This window comes from Streptomyces phyllanthi (genome assembly GCF_009377205.1).
Classification (GTDB): domain Bacteria; phylum Actinomycetota; class Actinomycetes; order Streptomycetales; family Streptomycetaceae; genus Streptomyces; species Streptomyces phyllanthi.
This window is the reverse complement of the sequence record NZ_VJZE01000011.1, coordinates 11381-32583: the sequence shown is the minus strand read 5'-3', so window position 1 is coordinate 32583 and position 21203 is coordinate 11381. Positions and strand designations below refer to the sequence as shown.

The 21203-nt window shown below is 67.8% G+C and carries 18 protein-coding genes; 7 read left to right on the top strand and 11 right to left on the bottom strand.

The genetic code is table 11. The features are described 5' to 3' along the window. Window positions 1-22: 22 nt before the first annotated feature. On the bottom strand, window positions 23-1030 hold the full coding sequence (locus tag FNH04_RS03620) for a 4-hydroxy-3-methylbut-2-enyl diphosphate reductase (RefSeq protein WP_152780220.1): 1008 nt from the start codon (window positions 1028-1030) through the stop codon (window positions 23-25). Between the two features lie 315 nt (window positions 1031-1345). Here FNH04_RS03620 and xseA point away from each other — a divergent pair, with 315 nt between their 5' ends. The 3 genes from xseA to FNH04_RS03605 all read left to right on the top strand — a co-directional run bounded on the left by xseA (window position 1346) and on the right by FNH04_RS03605 (window position 3674). Then, the gene (gene xseA, locus FNH04_RS03615; RefSeq protein ID WP_152780218.1) at window positions 1346-2554 is read left to right on the top strand and encodes an exodeoxyribonuclease VII large subunit; all 1209 of its coding nucleotides are present in this window, start codon (window positions 1346-1348) and stop codon (window positions 2552-2554) included. 10 nt (window positions 2555-2564) lie between these two features. Then, window positions 2565-2816 carry an exodeoxyribonuclease VII small subunit gene (locus tag FNH04_RS03610; protein WP_152780216.1) on the top strand — a complete coding sequence of 84 codons (252 nt, stop codon included), beginning with the start codon at window positions 2565-2567 and terminating at the stop codon, window positions 2814-2816. Between the two features lie 267 nt (window positions 2817-3083). Then, window positions 3084-3674: a malonic semialdehyde reductase gene (locus FNH04_RS03605; protein ID WP_152780214.1), complete on the top strand. Its 591-nt coding sequence runs from the start codon at window positions 3084-3086 to the stop codon at window positions 3672-3674. Between the two features lie 81 nt (window positions 3675-3755). On the opposite strand, the gene FNH04_RS03600 is transcribed toward FNH04_RS03605, so the two are convergent. Then, window positions 3756-4274 (bottom strand): DUF4245 domain-containing protein, encoded by a 519-nt coding sequence (locus FNH04_RS03600; RefSeq protein ID WP_322722552.1) that lies wholly within the window; start codon window positions 4272-4274, stop codon window positions 3756-3758. A gap of 125 nt (window positions 4275-4399) precedes the next feature. On the opposite strand from FNH04_RS03600, the gene glpX reads away from it, so the two are divergent. Next, the gene (gene glpX, locus FNH04_RS03595; protein WP_152780212.1) at window positions 4400-5434 is read left to right on the top strand and encodes a class II fructose-bisphosphatase; all 1035 of its coding nucleotides are present in this window, start codon (window positions 4400-4402) and stop codon (window positions 5432-5434) included. A gap of 153 nt (window positions 5435-5587) precedes the next feature. Here glpX and FNH04_RS03590 read toward each other — a convergent pair whose 3' ends face one another. Next, window positions 5588-5965, bottom strand: a complete 378-nt coding sequence (locus FNH04_RS03590; RefSeq protein WP_322722551.1) for a WhiB family transcriptional regulator — start codon at window positions 5963-5965, stop codon at window positions 5588-5590. Window positions 5966-6128: 163 nt separating this feature from the next. Beyond that, complete coding sequence (locus FNH04_RS03585) at window positions 6129-6821, bottom strand: DUF1707 SHOCT-like domain-containing protein (protein WP_322722550.1); 693 nt, start codon at window positions 6819-6821, stop codon at window positions 6129-6131. 168 nt (window positions 6822-6989) lie between these two features. Between FNH04_RS03585 and FNH04_RS03580 the strand changes: the two genes are divergently transcribed. After that, window positions 6990-8669, top strand: a complete 1680-nt coding sequence (locus FNH04_RS03580; RefSeq protein WP_152780210.1) for a fumarate hydratase — start codon at window positions 6990-6992, stop codon at window positions 8667-8669. A gap of 11 nt (window positions 8670-8680) precedes the next feature. Here the strand turns inward: FNH04_RS03580 and FNH04_RS03575 are convergent, their stop codons facing one another. Then, window positions 8681-9100 carry a hypothetical protein gene (locus FNH04_RS03575; RefSeq protein WP_152780208.1) on the bottom strand — a complete coding sequence of 140 codons (420 nt, stop codon included), beginning with the start codon at window positions 9098-9100 and terminating at the stop codon, window positions 8681-8683. A 62-nt stretch (window positions 9101-9162) separates the two neighbouring features. Continuing rightward, on the bottom strand, window positions 9163-9762 hold the full coding sequence (locus FNH04_RS03570) for a hypothetical protein (protein ID WP_152780206.1): 600 nt from the start codon (window positions 9760-9762) through the stop codon (window positions 9163-9165). 123 nt (window positions 9763-9885) lie between these two features. On the opposite strand from FNH04_RS03570, the gene FNH04_RS03565 reads away from it, so the two are divergent. Both FNH04_RS03565 and FNH04_RS03560 read left to right on the top strand, forming a co-directional pair. Further along, a complete protein-coding gene (locus tag FNH04_RS03565; RefSeq protein WP_152780204.1) occupies window positions 9886-10401 on the top strand; it encodes a DUF5753 domain-containing protein in 516 nt (171 codons plus the stop codon). Between the two features lie 13 nt (window positions 10402-10414). Then, window positions 10415-10615 (top strand): DUF397 domain-containing protein, encoded by a 201-nt coding sequence (locus tag FNH04_RS03560; protein WP_152780202.1) that lies wholly within the window; start codon window positions 10415-10417, stop codon window positions 10613-10615. On the opposite strand, the gene FNH04_RS03555 is transcribed toward FNH04_RS03560, so the two are convergent. The 5 genes from FNH04_RS03555 to FNH04_RS03535 all read right to left on the bottom strand — a co-directional run bounded on the left by FNH04_RS03555 (window position 10602) and on the right by FNH04_RS03535 (window position 21132). Next, window positions 10602-11210 (bottom strand): hypothetical protein, encoded by a 609-nt coding sequence (locus FNH04_RS03555; RefSeq protein ID WP_322722549.1) that lies wholly within the window; start codon window positions 11208-11210, stop codon window positions 10602-10604. The genes FNH04_RS03560 and FNH04_RS03555 overlap by 14 nt on opposite strands. A gap of 208 nt (window positions 11211-11418) precedes the next feature. Beyond that, on the bottom strand, window positions 11419-12168 hold the full coding sequence (locus FNH04_RS03550; protein ID WP_152780200.1) for a hypothetical protein: 750 nt from the start codon (window positions 12166-12168) through the stop codon (window positions 11419-11421). Window positions 12169-12339: 171 nt separating this feature from the next. Beyond that, window positions 12340-12567, bottom strand: a complete 228-nt coding sequence (locus FNH04_RS03545) for an SUKH-4 family immunity protein (protein ID WP_322722548.1) — start codon at window positions 12565-12567, stop codon at window positions 12340-12342. 84 nt (window positions 12568-12651) lie between these two features. After that, entirely contained in the window at window positions 12652-13407 is a 756-nt protein-coding gene (locus FNH04_RS03540; protein ID WP_228031081.1) for a hypothetical protein, read from the bottom strand. Window positions 13408-13476: 69 nt separating this feature from the next. Further along, complete coding sequence (locus FNH04_RS03535) at window positions 13477-21132, bottom strand: ricin-type beta-trefoil lectin domain protein (protein ID WP_322722547.1); 7656 nt, start codon at window positions 21130-21132, stop codon at window positions 13477-13479. Window positions 21133-21203 lie beyond the last annotated feature (71 nt).

Here is a 21203-nt window from a genome sequence, read left to right as displayed (position 1 = left end):
CGGGCGGAGGCCCGCCCCCGCGTCACTCCGCGGCGGAGTCCCGCCCCGTACGCTCCGCGACCAGGGTCGCCGCCTCCTCGCGCAGGTCCCGGCGCAGTTCCTTCGGCAGCGAGAAGGTGATCGACTCGTCGGCGGCCCTGACGAGCTCGACGTCCTCGAAGCCGCGCTGGGCGAGCCACTCCAGCACCTGCTCGACGAGGATCTCGGGCACCGAGGCACCGGAGGTGAGGCCGACGGTCGAGACGCCCTCCAGCCAGGCCTCGTCGATCTCGTCGGCGAAGTCCACGAGATACGCCTCACGCGCGCCCGCGAGCTTCGCGACCTCCACGAGCCGCTTGGAGTTGGAGGAGTTGCGGGAGCCGACGACGATCACCAGATCCGCATCCGCGCCCATCTGCTTCACGGCCAGCTGACGGTTCTGCGTGGCGTAGCAGATGTCGTCGCTCGGCGGCGAGACGAGCAGCGGGAACTTCTCCTTCAGCGCGCCGACCGTCTCCATGGTCTCGTCGACGGAGAGGGTGGTCTGGGAGAGCCAGACGACCTTGGACGGGTCGCGGACCTCGACCTTGGCGACGTCCTCGGGACCGTCGACGAGCGTGACGTGGTCCGGTGCCTCGCCGGAGGTGCCGATGACCTCCTCGTGGCCCTCGTGGCCGATCAGGAGGATGTCGAAGTCCTCGCCCGCGTACCGGATCGCTTCCTTGTGGACCTTGGTGACCAGCGGGCAGGTCGCGTCGATGGTGGCGAGCCGGCCCTGCTTCGCCTCTTCGTGGACGGTCGGCGCGACGCCGTGCGCCGAGAACATGACGATGTTCCCCTCGGGCACCTCCTCCGTCTGCTCGACGAAGATCGCGCCCTTCTTCTCCAGGGTCTGCACGACGTACTTGTTGTGGACGATCTCGTGGCGGACGTAGATCGGGGCCCCGTACTGCTCCAGGGCCTTCTCGACGGCGATCACCGCGCGGTCGACACCCGCGCAGTAGCCGCGGGGAGCGGCGAGGAGGACACGGCGGCCAGGCGAAGCAGTCATGCGTCCCATCGTAAGGGCCAGTCCTCACGGGGCCTCGCCCCGTGCCCCGGCAAGCGCGGGCCCGGTTTCCGGCTCGTCGCGACGTGCGGACCGCGGGTGGCTGGTCGCGCCCCCGTGTGGGACCACATATGTCACGCCGCGCGCCCACGCGCCGGACCCGCTTACGTCACGGCCGCGCGCCCACGCATCGAACCCGCATACGTCACGGCCGCGCGCCCCGACGAGCACCGGCGCGCCCGGGCGGAGGGGGCGCCCGGGCCGGGCCCCCCGCACACCCCGGCGTTGATGTCGGTGCCGCCCACTACTCTCGGGCGCATGGCACTGACTACGTCCGCGGACGCCCCGCTGCCCGTCGGCGAGGTGTCGCGGCTCATCGGGGGATGGATCGACCGGCTCGGCGCGGTGTGGGTCGAGGGGCAGATCACCCAGTTGTCGCGGCGCCCGGGCGCGGGTGTCGTCTTCATGACGCTGCGCGACCCGTCGCACGACATCTCCGTGGGCGTGACCTGCTACCGGCAGGTGTTCGACGCGATCGCGGACGTCGTGAGCGAGGGCGCCCGCGTGGTGGTGCACGCGAAGCCGGAGTGGTACGCGCCGCGGGGGCAGCTCTCCCTGCGGGCCGCCGAGATACGGCCCGTCGGCGTCGGTGAACTCCTGGCCCGGCTGGAGCAGTTGAAGAAGTCCCTTGCCGCGGAAGGGCTGTTCGCGCCCGAGCGCAAGAAACCGCTGCCCTTCCTGCCCCAGCTCATCGGCCTCGTCTGCGGCCGCGCCTCGGCGGCCGAGCGCGACGTCCTCGAGAACGCCCGCCACCGCTGGCCCGCCGTCCGCTTCGAGGTGCGCAACGTCGCCGTGCAGGGCGTGCACGCGGTGCCGCAGGTCGTCCAGGCGGTCAAGGAACTGGACGCGCTCGACGACGTGGACGTGATCATCGTGGCGCGGGGCGGCGGCAGCGTGGAGGACCTGCTGCCGTTCTCGGACGAGCAGCTGATCAGGGCGGTGGCGTCCTGCCGTACGCCGGTGGTGTCCGCCATCGGCCACGAGCCGGACAACCCGCTCCTGGACCACGTGGCCGACCTGCGCGCGTCCACGCCCACGGACGCCGCCAAGAAGGTCGTGCCGGACGTCGGCGAGGAGTACGAACGGGTGCGCTGGCTGCGGGACCGGGCGCGGCGCTGCATGGACGCGTTCATGGACCGCGAGGAGCGCGGGCTGGCACACGCGCTGGCCCGGCCCTCGATGGAGGACCCGCACCGCATGGTGGACGAGCGCGCGGACCAGGTCGCCTCGCTGGTCGACCGTGGCCGGCGCTGTTTCCGCCACCAGCTGGACCGCGGCGAGTCGGAGCTGACGCACACCCACGCGCGCGTGGTGGCCCTCTCCCCGGCCGCGACCCTGAGGCGGGGGTACGCGGTGCTGCAGAAGGCCGACGGCCATGTGGTCCGCTCCCCCGAGGAGGTCACGGCGGACGAGCCGCTGCGGGCGCGGGTGGCCGAGGGTGAGTTCGTTGTCAGAGCCGACACATAGGGTGGAACGCATGACCGGCAACGCGAGCGAGACCGCCGAGACCCTCGGGTACGAGCAGGCGCGGGACGAGCTGATCGATGTCGTACGACGCCTGGAGGCGGGCGGTACGACGCTGGAGGAGTCCCTCGCCCTGTGGGAGCGCGGCGAGGAGCTGGCCAAGGTGTGCCGGCGGTGGCTGGACGGCGCGCGGCGGCGGCTGGACGCGGCGCTGGCCGAGGAGGAGGCCGCGGAGGCGGGCGCGGAGGACACGGACTCCGAGTGAGGGTTCGGAGTCGTCGGAGTGAGGGCTCGGAGGGTCTGTGAGGGCTCGGAGGGATCAGTGAGGACTCGGAGGGATCAGTGAGGGCTCGGGGGATCAGGGCGCTCTGAGCGACGGCTCGGCATGACGGCGTTCTGATCGGCTCAAGGCTGTGAGGCCGCTCACCCAGCCCCGCCTTTTGTTGAAGCTTGAACTTCCCTGGCGTACGGTCGGGCACGTCCACCGAAACCCGGACCGGACTCACACGTACGTCCCGAGAGAGTTCACCCCATGTCCCTCGTTCTCGACCCCGCCGCCCAGGACCTGCTCTTCCGCGAGGCCCGCACCGCGAACACGTTCACCGACGAACCGGTGACCGACGAGCAGGTGCAGGCGATCTACGACCTGGTCAAGTACGGGCCGACGGCCTTCAACCAGACGCCGCTGCGTATCACCCTGGTCCGCTCCCCCGAGGCCCGCGAGCGCCTGGTCCAGCACATGTCCGAGGGCAACCAGGAGAAGACCGCCACCGCCCCGCTGGTCGCGATCCTCTCCGCGGACAACGAGTTCCACGAGGAGCTGCCGGCCCTCTTCCCCGCCTTCCCGCAGGCCAAGGACCTCTTCTTCACCGAGCGCACGGCCCGTGAGGGCTCCGCCGCGCTCAACTCCGCCCTCCAGGCCGCGTACTTCATCGTCGGTGTCCGCGCCGCGGGTCTGGCCGCCGGCCCGATGACCGGTTTCGACGCCGAGGGCGTCCGCAAGGAGTTCCTGGACGACGACCACACCCCGCTGATCGTCGTCAACATCGGCAGGCCCGGCGAGAACGCCTCCTACCCGCGTTCGCCGCGCCTGGCCTTCGACGAGGTCGTGACCACGGTCTGAGCGACACCGGACGAGACGACCATGACGCGTAGGGACGGGCCCCGGCATCACCGCCGGGGCCCGTCCCTACGCGTCTGCCGCTCACTCCGTCTTCAGCGCCTCCGCCATCTCCGTCAGCCGGGCGAAGGACGCCGACCCGGTCACCACGGTCGTCACGCCCTTGTCCTCGAGGACAAGGGCGTCATACCGGTCGCCCTCGTAGCGCTGCCAGACCCGGTCGCCGACCTTCTGGGTGTCCCCGGTCTCCTCGGCGTCCTGGGCGGCGTCCTCGATGAAGGCGGACGGCTTCCGAGTGGACTGCTCGACCGCCACGTACTTGCCCTCGGGGTCCTGGAAACCGAGATGCCAGGCGTCGAAGTCGTCACCCCGGAACCGGACCGAGGTCGCCTTCCAGGTACTGGGCAGGCCCTCGGGCGCGGCCACCGAATAGGACGCCGCACGGCGCGCCGTCAGCAACTCGACACGGTAGTCGACACGCTTGGCCGGAGGCGTGGTGCCGTCGTGCGGAACGAAGATGTAGATGACGCCGGCCGCCAGACAGCTGACCCCGAGGGAGAGCGCCATGTTGCGGACCGACCGCTTGCCTTTCATACCTGCCACGCCCACATCGTCGCAGGTGCCCTGGTCTGCTCATCCGTGGGGTTCCCTGCTCATTCTGTCGTACTGACGATAGAGTCGGCCCGAACCCTCATCCGGCCGTCGTCGTATCAGAAAGGTGCGCTCCGATGACCGAGAACCATCATCTGCCGTCCGAACTCGAGGTTCCGTCCGAGGCTCCCGACCGCAACCTCGCCCTTGAACTGGTCCGTGTCACCGAGGCCGCCGCGATGGCGGCGGGCCGCTGGGTCGGCCGCGGCGACAAGAACGGGGCCGACGGAGCCGCCGTACGCGCCATGCGCACCCTTGTCTCCACCGTGTCGATGAACGGTGTCGTCGTGATCGGGGAGGGCGAGAAGGACGAGGCCCCGATGCTCTTCAACGGGGAGCGCGTCGGCGACGGGACGGGCCCCGAGTGCGACATCGCCGTGGACCCGATCGACGGTACGACGCTCACCGCGAAGGGCATGACGAACGCCATCGCCGTGCTCGCGGCGGCCGACCGGGGCACGATGTTCGACCCGTCGGCCGTCTTCTACATGGACAAGCTGGTCACTGGGCCCGACGCCGCCGACTTCGTCGACATCAACGCGCCCGTCTCGGTGAACATCCGCCGGGTCGCCAAGGCCAAGCGGTCCACTCCCGAGGACGTCACGGTCGTCATCCTCGACCGGCCGCGCCACGAGGGCCTGATCGACGAGATCCGGGAGACCGGAGCGCGGATCAAGCTGATCTCCGACGGCGATGTCGCGGGCTCCATCCTGGCGCTGCGCGAGGGCACGGGCGTCGACCTGCTGCTCGGTGTCGGCGGTACGCCCGAGGGCATCATCTCGGCCTGTGCGGTCAAGTGCCTGGGCGGCACGATCCAGGGCAAGCTGTGGCCGAAGGACGACGAGGAGCGGCAGCGGGCCGTCGACGCGGGGCACGACCTCGACCGTGTGCTGACCACGGACGACCTGGTCTCGGGCGAGAACGTCTTCTTCGTGGCCACCGGTATCACCGACGGCGAGCTGCTGCGCGGAGTGCGCTACCGGGCCGAGACCGCCACGACCGACTCGATCGTCATGCGGTCGAAGTCCGGTACGGTCCGCCGGATCGACTCCGTGCACCGGCTGAGCAAGCTGCGGGCGTACAGCTCGATCGACTTCGAGCGCGCGAAGTAGCGTCCGGCGCGGTGCCACCACGGCGAAGGGGCGCCCCTTGTGCGGAGGGAGCGCCCCTTTCGACTGTGCACCGGGCTCGGCCGGGATGCACCCGCCTCAGCCGGGATGCACCGGCCTCGGCCGGATATGCCGACCGCTGCCGGGATGCGCCGGCTACCCGGCGGCAGCTATCGTGCCCGCGGCTCGCGCGGCCTTCTTCAGCTCCAGATCCCGGCGGCGGCGCCGGGCCAGGACCACACGGCGCTCGGCGGCGGTGAGACCGCCCCAGACGCCGTACGGCTCGGGTTGCAGCAGCGCGTGTTCGCGGCACTCCACCATGACGGGACAGCGCCCGCAGACCCGCTTCGCCGCTTCCTCGCGGGAGAGCCGGGCCGCGGTGGGTTCCTTCGACGGTGCGAAGAACAGTCCGGCCTCGTCACGCCGGCACACCGCCTCCGTATGCCACGGGGCGTCCTGATCCCTGTCTCGCACCGGCACCCGCTGGGGTGGAACGGCAGCGACCTGCAGGGACGAATGCGGCGGTTGCAGCACGGTCTACTCCTGACGACGGCTTCGCGAGCGAGAGACGATGCAGCAAGCCCTACCCGTTGTGCGCGGGCCTATGCACTGAGTTCCAATCCGCTGGTTTTTGAGGGCGGGGCCGTGTGACCGCGAACGAATTCATGCGCTTCGGTGACAAACGGATTCACAACCGTCAACGGTCCAGGTGTTTGCGCAAACTGTTGTCGACCTTGCGTGAGACACGGGCGGCCAGGTCGGCGATCAGCCTGCCCCGCCGGGGCCTGGCCTCCACGCTTCCCAGCACGGCCAGCCCGTCCACGTAGACCACGGGTGCGTCGACCTCGTCCGAATCGAGTGTGTCCACCTCGAAGCTGCCGAGGATGCCGCCGCCGCTGCCGCGCAGCGAGACGTTCTCCGGGACGCTGACCTCGACGCTGCCGAAGACCGAGAACGCCTTGATCACCACCTGCCGGTACTCGAAGATCGCCTCGCTGAGGTCTATCTCGACGCTGCCGAATATCGCGTACGCGTGGATGCGCCGGCCCGCCCGCCAGCGCCCCTTGCGCAGCGCGGCACTGAAGACCGCCACCACGTGCTCGTCCGGATCGACCGGAATCGCGCCCGGGTCGGGGCGGTTGGGCACCGGTGCGTACGCCGTCGCCCTGCGGACATGGGCCGCCGGCAAGTCCCGTACGAAAACGTCGAGTTCGCCCACCGTCTTGGCGCTCAGCACCCCCTCCACCCGCTCGGCGTGCTCGTCCGCCGTGAGGCGGCCCTCGGCGAGGGCGTCACGCAGAACGTCGGCGACGCGGTCGCGGTCGGCGTCGGAGGCACGCAACTCCGCCGGAGGCAGCGGTTCCTGGGTCGGGCGCTTCGTAAGGTCCACGACAGCAGCGTACCCAAACGCGATAGATCGCGACTAGGGGGCGTGCGTCAGTGGTGGATACGGAACTGAGCCTTACCTCACAAGCCCGCCGCCCGAGGCAGGTTCTACGCTGGTGGGCGCTGCCAACGGAGGCCAGCCGCTGTCTGCCGGCTGTCTGTCGAGTGAGGAATGGGCGAGATGCCTGAGTTCGCGTACACCGATCTGCTCCCCACGGGAGAGGACACCACCCCCTACCGGCTGGTGACCTCCGAGGGTGTCTCCACCTTCGAGGCCGACGGGCGGACGTTCCTCAGGGTCGAGCCGGAGGCGCTGCGCAAGCTCGCCGAGGAGGCCATCCACGACATCCAGCACTACCTGCGGCCGGCCCACCTCGCCCAGCTGCGCCGGATCATCGACGACCCCGAGGCGTCGTCGAACGACAAGTTCGTGGCCCTGGACCTCCTGAAGAACGCGAACATCGCGGCGGCGGGCGTCCTCCCCATGTGCCAGGACACGGGCACGGCGATCGTCATGGGCAAGCGCGGGCAGAACGTGCTGACGGAGGGGCGGGACGAGGAGGCCCTGTCCCGTGGCATCTACGACGCGTACACGAGGCTGAACCTCCGCTACTCGCAGATGGCCCCGCTGACCATGTGGGAGGAGAAGAACACCGGCTCCAACCTCCCGGCCCAGATCGAGCTGTACGCGACGGACGGCGGTGCGTACAAGTTCCTGTTCATGGCGAAGGGCGGCGGCTCGGCCAACAAGTCGTTCCTCTACCAGGAGACGAAGGCCGTCCTGAACGAGGCCTCCATGATGAGGTTCCTGGAGGAGAAGATCCGTTCGCTCGGCACGGCCGCCTGCCCGCCGTACCACCTGGCGATCGTGGTCGGCGGCACCAGCGCGGAGTACGCGTTGAAGACCGCGAAGTACGCCTCCGCGCACTACCTGGACGAGATCCCGGCCGAGGGCTCACCGCTCGGGCACGGCTTCCGGGACAAGGACCTGGAGCAGAAGGTCTTCGAGCTGACGCAGCGGATCGGCATCGGGGCGCAGTTCGGCGGCAAGTACTTCTGCCACGACGTACGGGTCGTCCGGCTGCCGAGGCACGGCGCGTCGTGCCCTGTCGCCATAGCGGTGTCGTGCTCGGCCGACCGCCAGGCCGTCGCGAAGATCACGGCGGAGGGCGTCTTCCTGGAGCAGCTGGAGACGGACCCGGCGCGGTTCCTGCCGGACACGACGGACGAGCACCTGGAGTCGTCCGACGGCGATGTGGTGCGTATCGACCTGAACCAGCCGATGGACGAGATCCTCGCCGAGCTGACGAAGTACCCGGTGAAGACGCGACTGTCGCTGTCGGGGCCGTTGGTCGTCGCCCGCGACATCGCGCACGCCAAGATCAAGGAGCGGCTGGACGCGGGCGAGGAGATGCCGCAGTACCTGAAGGACCACCCCGTGTACTACGCGGGCCCGGCCAAGACCCCCGAGGGCTACGCGTCGGGTTCCTTCGGCCCGACGACGGCCGGCCGCATGGACTCGTACGTCGAGCAGTTCCAGGCGGCGGGCGGCTCCAAGGTGATGCTGGCGAAGGGCAACCGCTCGCAGCAGGTCACGGACGCGTGCGCCGCGCACGGCGGCTTCTACCTGGGCTCCATCGGCGGCCCGGCGGCCCGCCTCGCGCAGGACTGCATCAAGAAGGTCGAGGTCGTCGAGTACGAGGAGCTCGGCATGGAGGCCGTCTGGAAGATCGAGGTGGAGGACTTCCCGGCGTTCGTCGTCGTCGACGACAAGGGCAACGACTTCTTCAAGGACCCGGCGCCGGCGCCTACGTTCACGTCGATTCCGGTACGGGGGCCGGGGCTGGCGTAACGGCGACCGCCTCAGCCTGCTCTGCTTGACGGGCCGCCCTCACCTGCGCGTTGCGGGGTGGGGGCGGTTTCGTTCCTTGGCGTCCGGCTCACTGGCCCCTCCCGCTGCACGGTCGCGCCCGGTTCATCCAGGACCGCACCCGCTATCGCGTACGCCACCGGCGTGCACGTCTCGTCGCCCGCTGTCACGTCCTTCTGCGCGATGGTGGCTGTGGACTTGCTGACCTTGTGGCCCTCAACGTCCCCGTCCTCCAGCGCGACCTTGGTCAGCTCCGTCTCGGACAGCGCCGGGCCCTTGCTCTCCTCCACCACCGCATCCGACGCGCCCTCGTCCGGCTCCCCGCTGTCGGAGCCCGAGCACCCGGCCGACAGGACCAGCGACAACGCGACGGCACCGGCGGCGCAGGCCTGGCGTATGACAGCTCGACTCACTTCACGACCTTCTCAGCACGCTGGCCTGTGGTTCCGGAACGGCTTCGTGAACCAGGCATCACCTATTCGTCCTCATCCTGGCCCGCCATCGCAAACAACTTCTCGATGGCCTCGGCATAACGGGCCGAGAAACCTTCGCTTCGCTCCAAGTCACTCGGATCGTGGAGCTCGCCCCGGGTGTCCCGCTCCCGGGCCTCCGATTCCATCAGACCGAGAGGCGCCGGCTCCCAGTTCTCGCCCCCGTACTCCTCACGGCCCAGTTCCTCGTGGGCCTCGGCGAGTTCATCCGCACGCTCAAGGGCCCTGGACAACTTGCTCAACTCTGCGGGCGAGATCAGAAAATCCAGAACGTCATCGGCGAAGACCAGATGATCGAAGATCTCCGCCTCGAACGGCGGGCCTTCAGGATCGTTCTCCTGGAGCACCGCCGTCAGCGACTCCCTGAGATCTGCCAACTCCACCTCGGCGGCCCGGCCGTCAAGAATCACGCGCGCCACGTCGCTCACGGCCTTCAGCATGTCCCGCTGCGCTTCGAACCACGGCGTAAATCCATTGATGTGGTGAAATCCGCAGTACCTCACAAGGAGCAGTGCACCGATCCGCAACCGCTCTTCATTACTGCGGGATTCAGCCTGACGCAGGTCCTCGTCGATCGAACTCATCCGAACATTCTCCCGCCCATGTAGTTGAAGAGCCGCCCCAGGTATTTGACGCGTCCAAGATGGGTGGGGCCTCCGACTGACATACCTCGGTTCATGATGTCGTTTTCGCAATGAGCGCAGACGATGGTCGCCCTGGCCATCCACATCCCAGCCCTGCTCCAGACCACGGACCACACCCGCGCCATGCTGCGCGAGGCGGTGCCCGCCTTCCGTCCGCATCAGATCGAACACCGCCTCTCACACCGCATCAAGCGTCAGACGGTCCTGCACTGCGACAACCCCCCGCCCTACACCGCGCTGCTCCACGAGGCCGCCCTGCACATCCAGTACGGCGGCCCGGACACCGCCCGGGCTCAACTCGCCCACCTGCTCCACCTGAGCGAAGAGGAACACATCACCCTCCGGGTGATCTCCTACAGATGCTCGGGCTTCCCCGGAAACGGCCAGACGATCAACTATGTGCACGGCGCGGACGCACACCTCGACACCGTGCAGCTGGACACCCACCACGGCTGCGACTTCCTTGATGCCCAAGCTCAGTTGACCAAGTACCGCACTGTCCTCGACCGCATGGAGGCCGTCGCGCTCAAGCCGGAGGCCTCACGCGACCTCATCGCCGACATCATCCGGAGCCTGTGAAGCAGTGGCCGCTATGCCCCCGTTCACCTGGCAGAAGTCGACGTTCAGCCCGGACGGCTCCGACTGCGTCTACGTGGCCACACCCCACGACGGGACGATCCTGCTCCGCGAAAGCGACGAACCCGAGGCAATCCTGTCCACCGGCCCACGCCAACTCCAAGCGCTCATAACCAGCGTGAGGAGCAAGCCGAACCGAACGGTCAGGCCAGCTTGACGAGCTGGGCGTCGACGACCTCGGTCGGGAAGGCGAAGTTCTTGCCGCTGGCGGCCGAGGCGATGTTGATGGCGGTGAAGTAACCGAGCGTGCTGCCCTTGCGGATCACGACCACCTTCATCGGCACCTTCTCGCTGGTGACGTTCAGCGCGATGGCCTGGTCCGCGCCCTGAGGGGCGGTGGTCTTGGCAATCTTGGTGACCTGCTGCTCGGTGCCGTCGACGGTCAGAGTAAAGCCCTTCGTGCAGGAGTCGGCCGCCTCGCTGAGGGAATCCATCGCGGCCTGGGCCTCGTCGCCCTCGTACGCGGACAGACGCACCAGCACCCTCGTGATGTCCGGCGCCGCGGATGCCTTGGCCCTGGCATCCGGCTCACTGGCCGTCTCCCGCTGCACGGTCGTGCGCGGCTCACCCAGGACCGTACCCGCCACCGCGTACGCCACCGGCACGCAGGCCTCGTCGCCCGCCTTGACATCCTTCTGCGTGACAGTGGCCGTGGGCTTGCTGACCTTGTGGCCCTCCACATCCCCGGCCCTCAGCGTTACCTTGGTCAGCTCCGCCTCGGACAGCGCCGGACCCCTGCTCTCCTCGACCACCGCATCCGACGCACCCTCGTCCGGCTCCCCGCTGCCGGAGTCCGAACACCCGGCCAGCAGGATCAGAGATAGCGCAGCGGCACCAGCGGCACAGGACTGGCGTATATCAGCTCGACTCACTCCACGACCTTCTCTTCGATATCGCCCCGATGGTCGACGTCCCGCATGCCTCCACCGATTGGTCCGGGTTCGAAACATGTGGCGGGACTCAACGACCTATGAGAAATTCTTCAACCGAAAGCCCCATGGCGGCAGCCATGTAAGAAAGTAGAGATTTCGCACCGCCACCATCAGAATGACCACTAAGACAGCTCCGGAAGATTTTGTCCGACACCTCTTCCAGAGCTTCCGGGGAGATGGCAGGATGAAGCCATTTCAGCCATTCCATCACAGTGGCAATTCCGTATCGCACTCGCGCTTCAGAAATTTCTTCCTCCGATGCGCGTCGCAGAATCCTCAGAGCCGCCGCCAGACGGTCCTCGGGGTAATTGTGGCCAGTCAGCACCAGGTCGATCCGTCCGAGCGACGAGATCTCAGCCACCGAAGCCACGAACCCGCTTCTACTCCTGACGTCCGGCAAGGAGTCGGCGGTCGGGCAAACAACGATTGTCACATCCGTAGCCTCATCCCACGCATCGGTGCCGATCGAGAGCGTGACCCGCGCCCCGGCGCTCACAGTCGGCCACAGGAAAAAGGGTGGCTCCAACACCTCCCTCATCGTCAGGTATCCCGTCGCGAGTACCACATCGCCAGTGAAGATCTGCCGGGCCGGCTCCGGCGCGGCTCCACGCCACACCCGAACCCTGACGGGTGCGATCTGCGCACGCGTGGGAAGCATGACGTGGTGCGCGTCACTCGCCGGCAGGGTGGAGTCCAGAAGGTCGAAGTCTGGATCACTGTCCGATCCGACCACCAGAGTCCCGTAATTCAGGAATACCTGGACTTCAGCGACCTTCACGACAACCCGCCCGATCGATAGGGCGCCTCTTCATGCGAAGGGGGCGAGGCTCTCGACGGAGTCCACCACGTCATCATCAGTCAAGACGCTGTCCATTCAAGGTGTCGGCAGCCGTCGGCTGCCAGGAGTCATTCTAGGCCCCGGGGCCCCTTCAACAAACTGCCCCTGACCTCACTTACCTTCGGAGTAATCGCCGTTCGCCACGTCGAACAAAAGTGAGTACCAGAAGCCGGGATCGTCGTGCAATGCAGATGGGTCTATCGCCTCGATGGCCTGCTGCAAAGACGCCGCAACCTCTTCCCAGTCCTCAGGCTCGGGATTTGGCTCTTTGGGCGCCTCGGAGATGCCTCTATCGAGAACATCGAGGCAAGCTGCAAAGTCCCTGGGTGAGTTACTCACGTGGAACGAGGCGAGGCCGTCCGCTGTGACGTAGCGTCATTCGTCCTTCTCGTAGGCTGAGCCGACCGAGTCCGGGCACGCCCACTAAAACGGCGGCTCGTCAACTGATCCCCGCTTGTCGTGCGAATTGTGATCCTTCCCGCGCCCGTCGGAGGGGAGTGGATCGGTAGGGCGTTCCATCAACATGCGCCCTTGCTCCCAAGACGCCAACGCCTCGGAGGCCAAACTTCTGTGCCGTTCGCTGGAGCTTTGCGCTAGAACGTTCTCCATCAAAGGAGTCAACCTCCTGCGATGCATCGCCAATGCCGGGGACTCCAGAAATCGAACGGCCGCAACAAGAGCCGCCTCAACCACTCTCGGATCAGAGTCATCAAAGTAGGAAGCGACGCCCGGAAAAGCTTCCGGGTAAATACTCCTGATGTTCAGGAATTCGGGAAATGGCTCGGTCGGCGAATATTCCCCCCACTCTCGAATGCGCTGCTCCTGCTCAATGCTGACATCGAAGGCCACGTCGGCCAGCCATGAAAGGAGCTTGCCTCGAAGTGGGAATTTTTCCCCATCCCATGAAGGAGTGAGTGCGGCTCGACTTTCGCGGTCACCCAAAAGCGCGGCGACATACCTGAAAGCCGGCGCGGTCGCAGAGTAGACGACTCCGTCGTTGAGGAGAGCGTCATACAGGTGGTGGAGTGAACTCGTTACCGCGGAAAAGTCACCCGACACCAAGTCGCGCAGCTTGGTCGGAGTAACCGGGAAGGCCGACCCGTTGGCATTCTCGAGCTCAGCCCAGTCGGTGAGATCGATGATCGCGCATGGATTCAACTTATCGCCGTTCATGTCCATAAGGCCAGCATAGTGGCCTGTAGGAAAGCAGCCAAGGCGCGGCAACTGGGCCGCGCCCTGGCGAATGCATCAGAAAGGTACCTCACTGAAAACTTGCCCGCGCTGAGATCGAACCGCTAGCGATGAGCTCCCCGGCAACATTCCTGCCACGTTTGGCGTGCAGAAACCGCATGGCCCGCCAGGCTTTGAAACCATCAGTCGGCCGGTCAAACCCCCGGATCCCGACTGTTTGGCCAGAATCCTCATGATAGTGGCCGCCTGAACCTCGACATGCGAGCCAAAGAACTTACCGCCGCCGGGGCTCGCCGCAGCAGGAATCTCGCCCATGTTGGCTCTGATCAACGGATGGAGCCGATCGGAAGCCAGGTCAAACTCTCCGTGCCCCTGAACCCAGAGGTACCCGCCGGTAGCAACGTCCGGCCTGCTGGAATATGCAGCATTCTCCGATGCTCTGGCATGCGCCCGTTCATCCGCAGTGGAGCAGTTGTGAACGAGTGCTGAGGTCCCGCCTGCGACCACATAGTACGTGTGGATGCCGGTGATGGTGAGGTCGTGGGTGCGCTGGCGCTCGGTGTAGTGGGCGACGGCGGTGATCTGGACGTGGGTGCCCGCCGACGTCCGCAGCCACTGACCGGGCAGAAGTTCGCCTGCCTCGACCCACTGCCTCAGGGCCGGTACCCAGAAGGGATGGTGGTCCGTGGCGGTCAGCTTCGATGAATTCGGCCGGCCATCGCCGTCGTCCTTGCCCGTGGCGACGGTGAGAATCGTGAAGGCCTTGTCGTCCTCACTGGTAATAGTCGCCGTGACCGCCTTGACCTTGTTCTTGTTGGTCTCGGTGTCCGTGGTGACGATCTTGTCGCCGTTCTTCACCTTCTCGATCGGCTTCGTCGTGCCGTCGTCCATCAGGACCTTGGTACCGGGCAGGAAGCTGTGCAGCTTGGTGCAGGACGGTCCGGCGGACTCCGCCCTCTGCTGGGCAGGTCTCCGAGCCGACGAGTTCGACGACGACTTCGCCTTCCTCTGGACCGCGTTGCCGATCTTCTTCGCCGCGCTCTTCGTCGCCCGCGTGATCGACTCCTTCGCAGCCTTCTTCTTCAGCTGCGCGGCCTTCTTCGCCTTCCTCTTGAGCTCCTCCATCCGCTTCTTCAGCTCAGCGGCCTTCCGCGCCGCCTCGATGATCTTGCGGGCCCTCTCCTGCGCCTTGCGCCACGCGTTGATCGCACCGATCGTCCGCTCGATGGCGTTCCAGATCTTCTTGCCCTTGGTGAACAGGGCGCCCCACGGAATGGCCTCCATGATCAGGCTGCCGCAGGCCCACATGTCACCGCGGGTGAAACAGCCCACGATGTCGCCCCAGCCCACGAACTCCTTCAGCACCGCCCAGCCGACCGACAGGATGATGTCGCCGATCGACTTGTTCAGCTGCGAGCGCGCCCAGGCCACCTCCGACGAGGACGGACCACCGTAGTCACCGCCACTGCTCGACTCCGAGGACAGACCCGAAGGGTCCGCGTACGTGACCGGGTTGTTCTCGCAGTACACGTAGCCGTTCATCTGGACCGGGTCCGCCAGGTCCAGCACCGGATCCGGGGAGAGGAAACGGCCCGTCGTCGGGTCGTACTCCCGTGCCCCCAGATGCACCAGACCCGACGACTCGTCGTCCGTACCGCCCACATACCCCTGGTGCGAGGTCCAGTTGTTCGCCTCAGAGCGCTCCACGCCGAACGGATCCGACTTGGAGAACCTCACCGCGTTCCCCGACGCCAGCGCCACGTTCACATACGCCGTACCGTTCTGGTCGGCCACCTGCACCGACAACGACGCCGAACCCGACCCCTGCGCATGCCGCATCACCGCCGGCGCACCCGGCTGCGCGTAGTACCGCTCCGTGTACGAAGCCGCACCCGTCGCCGTCGTCGCCACCGTCGTGTCACCCAGGTACAGGGTGCGCTCGCTGTCACTGACCGAGATCAGACGCTCACCGTCAGCGCCGTAGATGTACGACGTCTCGTTGTCCGGCGCCCACTTCTGTGGGTCGGTGCCGTTGCAGGTGTACAGCTGCAGGTCCGTGCCGCTGGTGTAGTTGCCGCTCGGCACGTCCAGGCACTTGCCCGACGAGACGTGCTTCAGCGCGCCCGTCGAGGTCGCCGTCCACTTCTGTCCGTCCGTGCCCGTGCAGGCCCCGATCACCACGGCCGTGCCGTTCGCCGTACCGCCGCCGGACGGCACCACACACTGGCCCAGGATCTTCAGCGCGCCCGTCGACGGGTCCGAGGACGAGGCCGGCTCGATGCGCAGCTTCTGCGCCTTGGTGCCGTTGCAGGAGTAGATCTGCATCGGGGTACCGGCGATCGTGGACGCCGAGGACAGGTCCAGGCACTTGCCCGACGGTGAGTTCAGCCAGGGGCCCTCGCCGCCGTCGCCGAAGCCGGTGACCTTGGCGACCTTGCCGTCCCACGTCCAGTCCAGGGCCTGCTGGTCACCGCCGTACGTACGGGTCTTGGTGTTGCCCGCGTCGTCGTACGTCAGCGTCGCGGCCTCGGTGATCTGCGCGCCCGCGTCGTTTGTGTACGTCGACGACATGCCCGTGAGCGTGTGCGGCTGGGCGCCGTCCGTCTTGCCGTACGCGTACGTGGTCGTGGCGTCCTTGGCCGTGTTCAGGCCCGGGTCGTGCTTGACCAGCTTCTTGCGGTTGCCCAGCGCGTCGTACTCGTACGTGTGCCAGTAACCGCTGTTCGCCGACGTGACGTTGGTCGTGCCGTCGGAGTACTTCGCCTCGCGGGTGGTCTTGCCGGACGCCTTGCAGCCGGCGTTCGGGGACGTCCACGCGTCGGTCAGCTGGCCGAGCGCGTCGTAGGAGAAGCACTGGCGGTCGGTGAGGCTGTTCCAGTAGTCCGTGATCTGCAGGACGTTGCCCGCGGCGTCGTAGTCGTAGTAGCGGCTGTTGACGCGCGTGCCCGGGACCGTCGAGGTGTCGCTGGTGGACTCGCGGTCGACCACGCTGCGCAGCAGTTCGCCGCTGGACTCGTCGTACAGGTTGGTGGTCCACACGCGGTGGCCCTGCTCGCCGCTGGTCGTGCGGAGCACCTCGCCGTAGACGCTGTAGGTGGTCTCGGCGGTGTAGTGCTTCTCGCCGGAGGTCGAGATCGGCAGGCCGTCCGCGTTGTAGCGGGTGATGACCTTCTCGCTGCCGAAGCTGCCCGCCTGGGGGAGGGTGACCGACTTCGGCAGGCCGGTGCGTGTGTAGTCGTACGTGTAGGTGTACGTCGGCTTGAAGCCGTACGCGGTCGCGATGGACTGCGGCAGGGTGACCGTCTTGCCGGTGGGCAGGTACTCGGACGTGTAGCCGGCCACCGACGTCGTGTAGGCGAGGCCGTCGGTGTAGCGGGTGGCGCTGGTGGGCAGGCCGAGGCCGCCCGGAGACAGGTCGTAGACGTTCTCCGTCAGGAGCGGGCCGGTGAGGGAGTCCCGGTGCTGCTCCTTGACCCGCGACAGCTCGTCGTACTTGGTCCAGACCGTCACCTCGTTGGAGTCGGTGACGCTCTCCGGGCGGTCCATGACGTCGTACGTCGTCGTGGTCGTGCCCGTGTCGGGGTCGGTGGCCTCCTTGACGCGGCCGCGGGCGTCGTACTTCCACGTCCAGAGGTTGCCCTGGGAGTCCTTGGCCTCGACCCGGTCGCCGCGGGCGTCGTACTTGTACCTCGTCGTGCGGTACTCGGTGCGGGCCGCGTTGGTGAAGGTGTCCACGCGGACGGTGCGGCCCTGGGCGTCGGTGTAGCTGCGCTGGGAGGCGCCGCCGGCGGGCTCGATGACCGTGGAGTTGTCGTAGTCGTAGACGTAGCGCGTGGCCTTGTCCGGCTTGGGGGTGCCCTTCTCGTAGGGGGTCTCCGACAGGACGCGGCCCAGGCCGTCGTACGCGTACAGCGTCGCGTTGGGGATCTGCGACTCGGAGGCGTAGTCGTACAGGACCGTGTCGGGGGCGCCGGTCGCGAAGTAGGCGTTGTTGGTGCGCTTGACCGTGCCGTTGGCACTGTAGAGCACGTCGGTGATCAGACGGCCCTCGCCGCCGACCGCCGGGGTCTGGGTCTGCCGCTCGCGGCCGAGGCCGTCGTAGAAGGCGACCGACTTGGAGTACGTGCCGTCGTCGCCGAGGGCGGCGGTGACCACCGAGGGCGTCTCGGTCTTGGTCTTGTCGATGTTGTACGTGTACTCGACCGACGGGTCCTCGCTGGTCGACTGCGACGCGCTCCAGCCGGCCGTGGTGCGGCCCAGGGCGTCGTAGGCGAACTGGGTGGTGTTGCCGTTGGCGTCGGTCTCCTTGAGCGCGGTGCCGCGGCCCGGCTCGAGGTAGCTGGTCGACGCCTGCTGCTTGGCGTTCTTGCTGGTCACCGAGTAGACCTGGCCCGTGCTGGGCGTGAAGGTCGTGGTCTCGGTGTTGCCCGCGGCGTCCGTCGTGGAGGTGGCGCGGCCGTAGGTGTCGTAGTCGAGTTCCGCGGCCTTGGTCCAGCCTCCGCCGTCGCCGCTGACGTTCCAGGTGGTGGTGGCGAGGCCCGTGGTGGGTGTGGCGCCGTGGACGCCCTCGTCGTAGGCGACGCGCGAGCCGGAGATCCAGTCGGCGGCGGTGGCCGTGGCGGCCGCGTCGCAGGTGCCGGCCGTGGTCAGCGTCTGCTTGGTCAGGCCGATCAGGTGCTTGTCGGTGTTGTGGACGTACTCGCTGACCGTGCAGGACTCGTCGCCGGTCACGATCGTGTCGCCCTGCACCTCCACCTTGGTCGGGAGGCCGTAGGTGCTCTCGTACGTGTTGACGGTCTTCGTGGTCCGCCAGGTGCGCGTGTCCTCGGCGCTGACCGTGCCCGATGCCTGGGTCACGGAGATGGAGTGGTCCTCCTGCACCCGGTAGGCCTTGAGGTCCGGTATGCCGTCCCCGCGGGCGCGGGTCGCGAGGACCGTGGGCGTGGTCGGGTAGTCGACCGTGCGGGTCAGCAGGTCGCCGCCGTACTTGGTGTAGGTGAGGGTCTCCGCGGCCCGGCCCTGGTAGGCGAACCGGTCGGGGGAGATGGTCTCGTCGGCGTAGTCCGTGACGGAGACCGAGCGGGTGGTGCCGTCCGGCAGCGGGTCGCCGTGCATGCCGCGGAAGTAGCGGGTCTCGGACACGCCGGCGGTGGTGGCCGTGTGGGCGTCGGCCTGCGTGGCGTCGACGTTGGCCGCCACGGTGTCGCCGGTGACGGTGCGGACCAGCCCGTAGCCGCGCCACTGGTCGTAGGTGCGGGTCTTCTTCTTGGAGAACTCGGCCTGGTTCAGCGCCCAGGCTCCGCCGCCGGCGTACTCGTAGCGCGTGGTCTCGTCCGGTACGCCGTCGATGTTCGCCATCTCGGTGACGGACTCGACGCGGTACTTGTTGAACCAGGAGATCTTCTCGTCGCTCTTCTCCGGGTCCGGGTGCCAGTACGCGGGGAAGCACAGCCCGGTGTTGCTCTCCGGGGCGGGGAAGCCGCTGCCGCTCCCGCAGGCGCCCGAGGGCGTTGAGTAGGTGACCTTGGTCTCGCCGCCGTACTCGTTGACGACGCGCTCGATGCGCAGCCGGTCGAAGACGGGACGCTCGTCGTTCGCACCCTGCTTGACGCGGTTGGGCATGGGCACGGTGTTGGCGACGAACTCCACGGGTGCGAGGCCCAGGTTCGCGCCGTCCGTGCCGTAGCCGGTGCGGGTGATGGACTCCAGCCACAGGGCCGTGCCCTCGTCGGTGCGGTCGACGGGGAGCGACTGGTCGAGGGTCCAGGTGTCGACCAGCTTGGGTGCGGTGGTGGTCGCGTCGCGCTGGGCGTACGTGGCCACCTTGGCGAGGCGCTTGCGCGACCAGAAGGTGGGGACGGGGACGAAGCACTCCTCGCCGGTCTTGCCGGAGCAGTACAGGTCGGCGGGGGTGTCGTACCAGATGCGGTTCTTGTAGTAGTCGCCCGACGTGAAGTTGGCCGGGTCGCAGGTGAGGTCGCCCTCCTTGAAGCAGCGCTCGTCGACGGTGAACTCGACCTTGGCGACCGGTTCGGCGCTGAAGAGGGAGCTCGACCGCTGGCCGTACTTGATGGTCTTCAGGTAGCCGCCGCGGTCGTACTGGACGGGGTTCTTGAACTTGAGGTTCTTGGAGTAGTAGTTGGTCTCCTTGCCCCACCACAGCGACATGGCGTTGCCCTGGAGGTCGACGACGTAGTCGAGGTTCCAGCGCCAGGCCTGGTCGCAGAAGGAGTTCCCGAAGTCCGTCTTGGTGGAGCCCTGGTAGCAGGGCTCGCCGCTCTGGTTGCCGGCCACGGGGACCGACAGGACGGAGTCGGTGACGGGGTCGCCGCTCGCCCAGCCGGGGAGCTTGTGCCGGCCGAAGTAGTACTGGGTGCCGTCACGGGTGGTGACCCGCCAGTACTCGCCGTCCGCGTCGCCGTTGCCCCGGGTGGTGTCCTTGATCAGCTCGACCTTGGAGCCGTCGCCGTTGGCGGTGACCCACTTGTCGCCTACGGGGGCGGAGCCGTCGGGCAGGACCAGCTCGGTGGTGGTGCCGCCGAGGGTGAGGGTGGCGTTGTCGGAGCCCCAGCACAGGTCGGGGGTCTTGTGGTCGGCGTTGTTGCCGTTGGTGCGGTCGTCGCGGCAGGCCTTGTAGGTGCGGGTGATGGAGCCCGCGTTGTACTCCCAGCCGTCACCGATCCAGGAGGACTGGTTGTTGGTGGCGGAGGTACGGCCGTCCACCACCTGGGAGTTGTAACCGAAGGACAGGTTCGGCGAGGGGCCGCCGGGCACACCGGGCACGTTCAGGCTGTAGGTGTAGGTGAACGCGCCGGAGGAGCCGCCCGCGGCCCAGGAACCGGCGCTGACCAGCGGGGTGGCCGAGAAGTCGCCCTGGGAGCCGCTGCCGTGGGAGGTGGCGGCGAAGACGGTGGAGCCGGAGGAGGTCGCCGTCCGCAGCACCTCGCTGGTGGTCTTCCCGGGCCGGTAGACGGCGTCGGTGACCGTGCCCTCGCCGTCCGCTGCGGCGGTGGTCGTGCCGGAGGTGGTGGTGTCGGTGAGGGAGGTGACGTCGACCGTGGCCATGATGCGGCGTTCGCCGTCCAGCACCTGGTCCTCGGTGACGTCGGTGCTCAGCGGTTCGACGACCGTCTCGGTGGGGATCTCGACGGGCTCGGAGCAGGCATCGACGTCGGGGGTGTCGAGGAAGCAGGAGGGGAGTTGCGTGAGGTTGAGCCGGTCGGCCCAGCCCGCGCCGTACAGCTCGGCGAAGTCCGTGTAGTCCAGGGAGATCACGGCGTCGCCGGTGGCTCCGGCGGGCGGGGTCACGGTGAACGCGACGCCCTCGAAGGCCTCGTACGACGCGGTGGCGAGGTCCGTCTGGTCGATGAGGCTGACCTGCCAGGTGCCCTCCAGGGCGTCGGCCTGGGCGGCCGTGGCCGTCTCGGGGGCGCCGATCTCGACGGGCAGGGTGGAGACCTGCTCCAGTTGGCCGGGGGCCAGGGTGGTCACGTTCTCCGAACCGGTGCTGCTGGCGGGTGCCGTGACGGCCTCGGGGTCGTACTCCTTGACCGTGGGGACGTCGTCCGTCTGCATCTCCTCGAGCGCGGCGGACGAGTCCGGGGCGACGACCTCCTCCTCGGGGAGGTCGACGAGGTCGACGGCGGTGCGGTCGTCGTCCGGCGGCACGGCCACCGCCGCCACCGGCAGCATGCCGACGACGAGCGCGACCACGAGTGCGCCGAGCAGTCCCAGGCGGAGGCCTCTTCGCCGTCCGCGCTGGGCCGAAGTCCGGGAAAGGCGGC

Excerpts from the sequence above, each read along its gene's own strand:
- FNH04_RS03620 (WP_152780220.1), bottom strand. The coding sequence starts at position 1,030 with ATGACTGCTTCGCCTGGCCGCCGTGTCCTCCTCGCCGCTCCCCGCGGC.
- xseA (WP_152780218.1), top strand. The coding sequence starts at position 1,346 with ATGGCACTGACTACGTCCGCGGACGCCCCGCTGCCCGTCGGCGAGGTG.
- FNH04_RS03610 (WP_152780216.1), top strand. The coding sequence starts at position 2,565 with ATGACCGGCAACGCGAGCGAGACCGCCGAGACCCTCGGGTACGAGCAG.
- FNH04_RS03605 (WP_152780214.1), top strand. The coding sequence starts at position 3,084 with ATGTCCCTCGTTCTCGACCCCGCCGCCCAGGACCTGCTCTTCCGCGAG.
- glpX (WP_152780212.1), top strand. The coding sequence starts at position 4,400 with ATGACCGAGAACCATCATCTGCCGTCCGAACTCGAGGTTCCGTCCGAG.
- FNH04_RS03580 (WP_152780210.1), top strand. The coding sequence starts at position 6,990 with ATGGGCGAGATGCCTGAGTTCGCGTACACCGATCTGCTCCCCACGGGA.
- FNH04_RS03570 (WP_152780206.1), bottom strand. The coding sequence starts at position 9,762 with ATGAGTTCGATCGACGAGGACCTGCGTCAGGCTGAATCCCGCAGTAAT.
- FNH04_RS03565 (WP_152780204.1), top strand. The coding sequence starts at position 9,886 with ATGGTCGCCCTGGCCATCCACATCCCAGCCCTGCTCCAGACCACGGAC.
- FNH04_RS03560 (WP_152780202.1), top strand. The coding sequence starts at position 10,415 with ATGCCCCCGTTCACCTGGCAGAAGTCGACGTTCAGCCCGGACGGCTCC.
- FNH04_RS03540 (WP_228031081.1), bottom strand. The coding sequence starts at position 13,407 with ATGGACATGAACGGCGATAAGTTGAATCCATGCGCGATCATCGATCTC.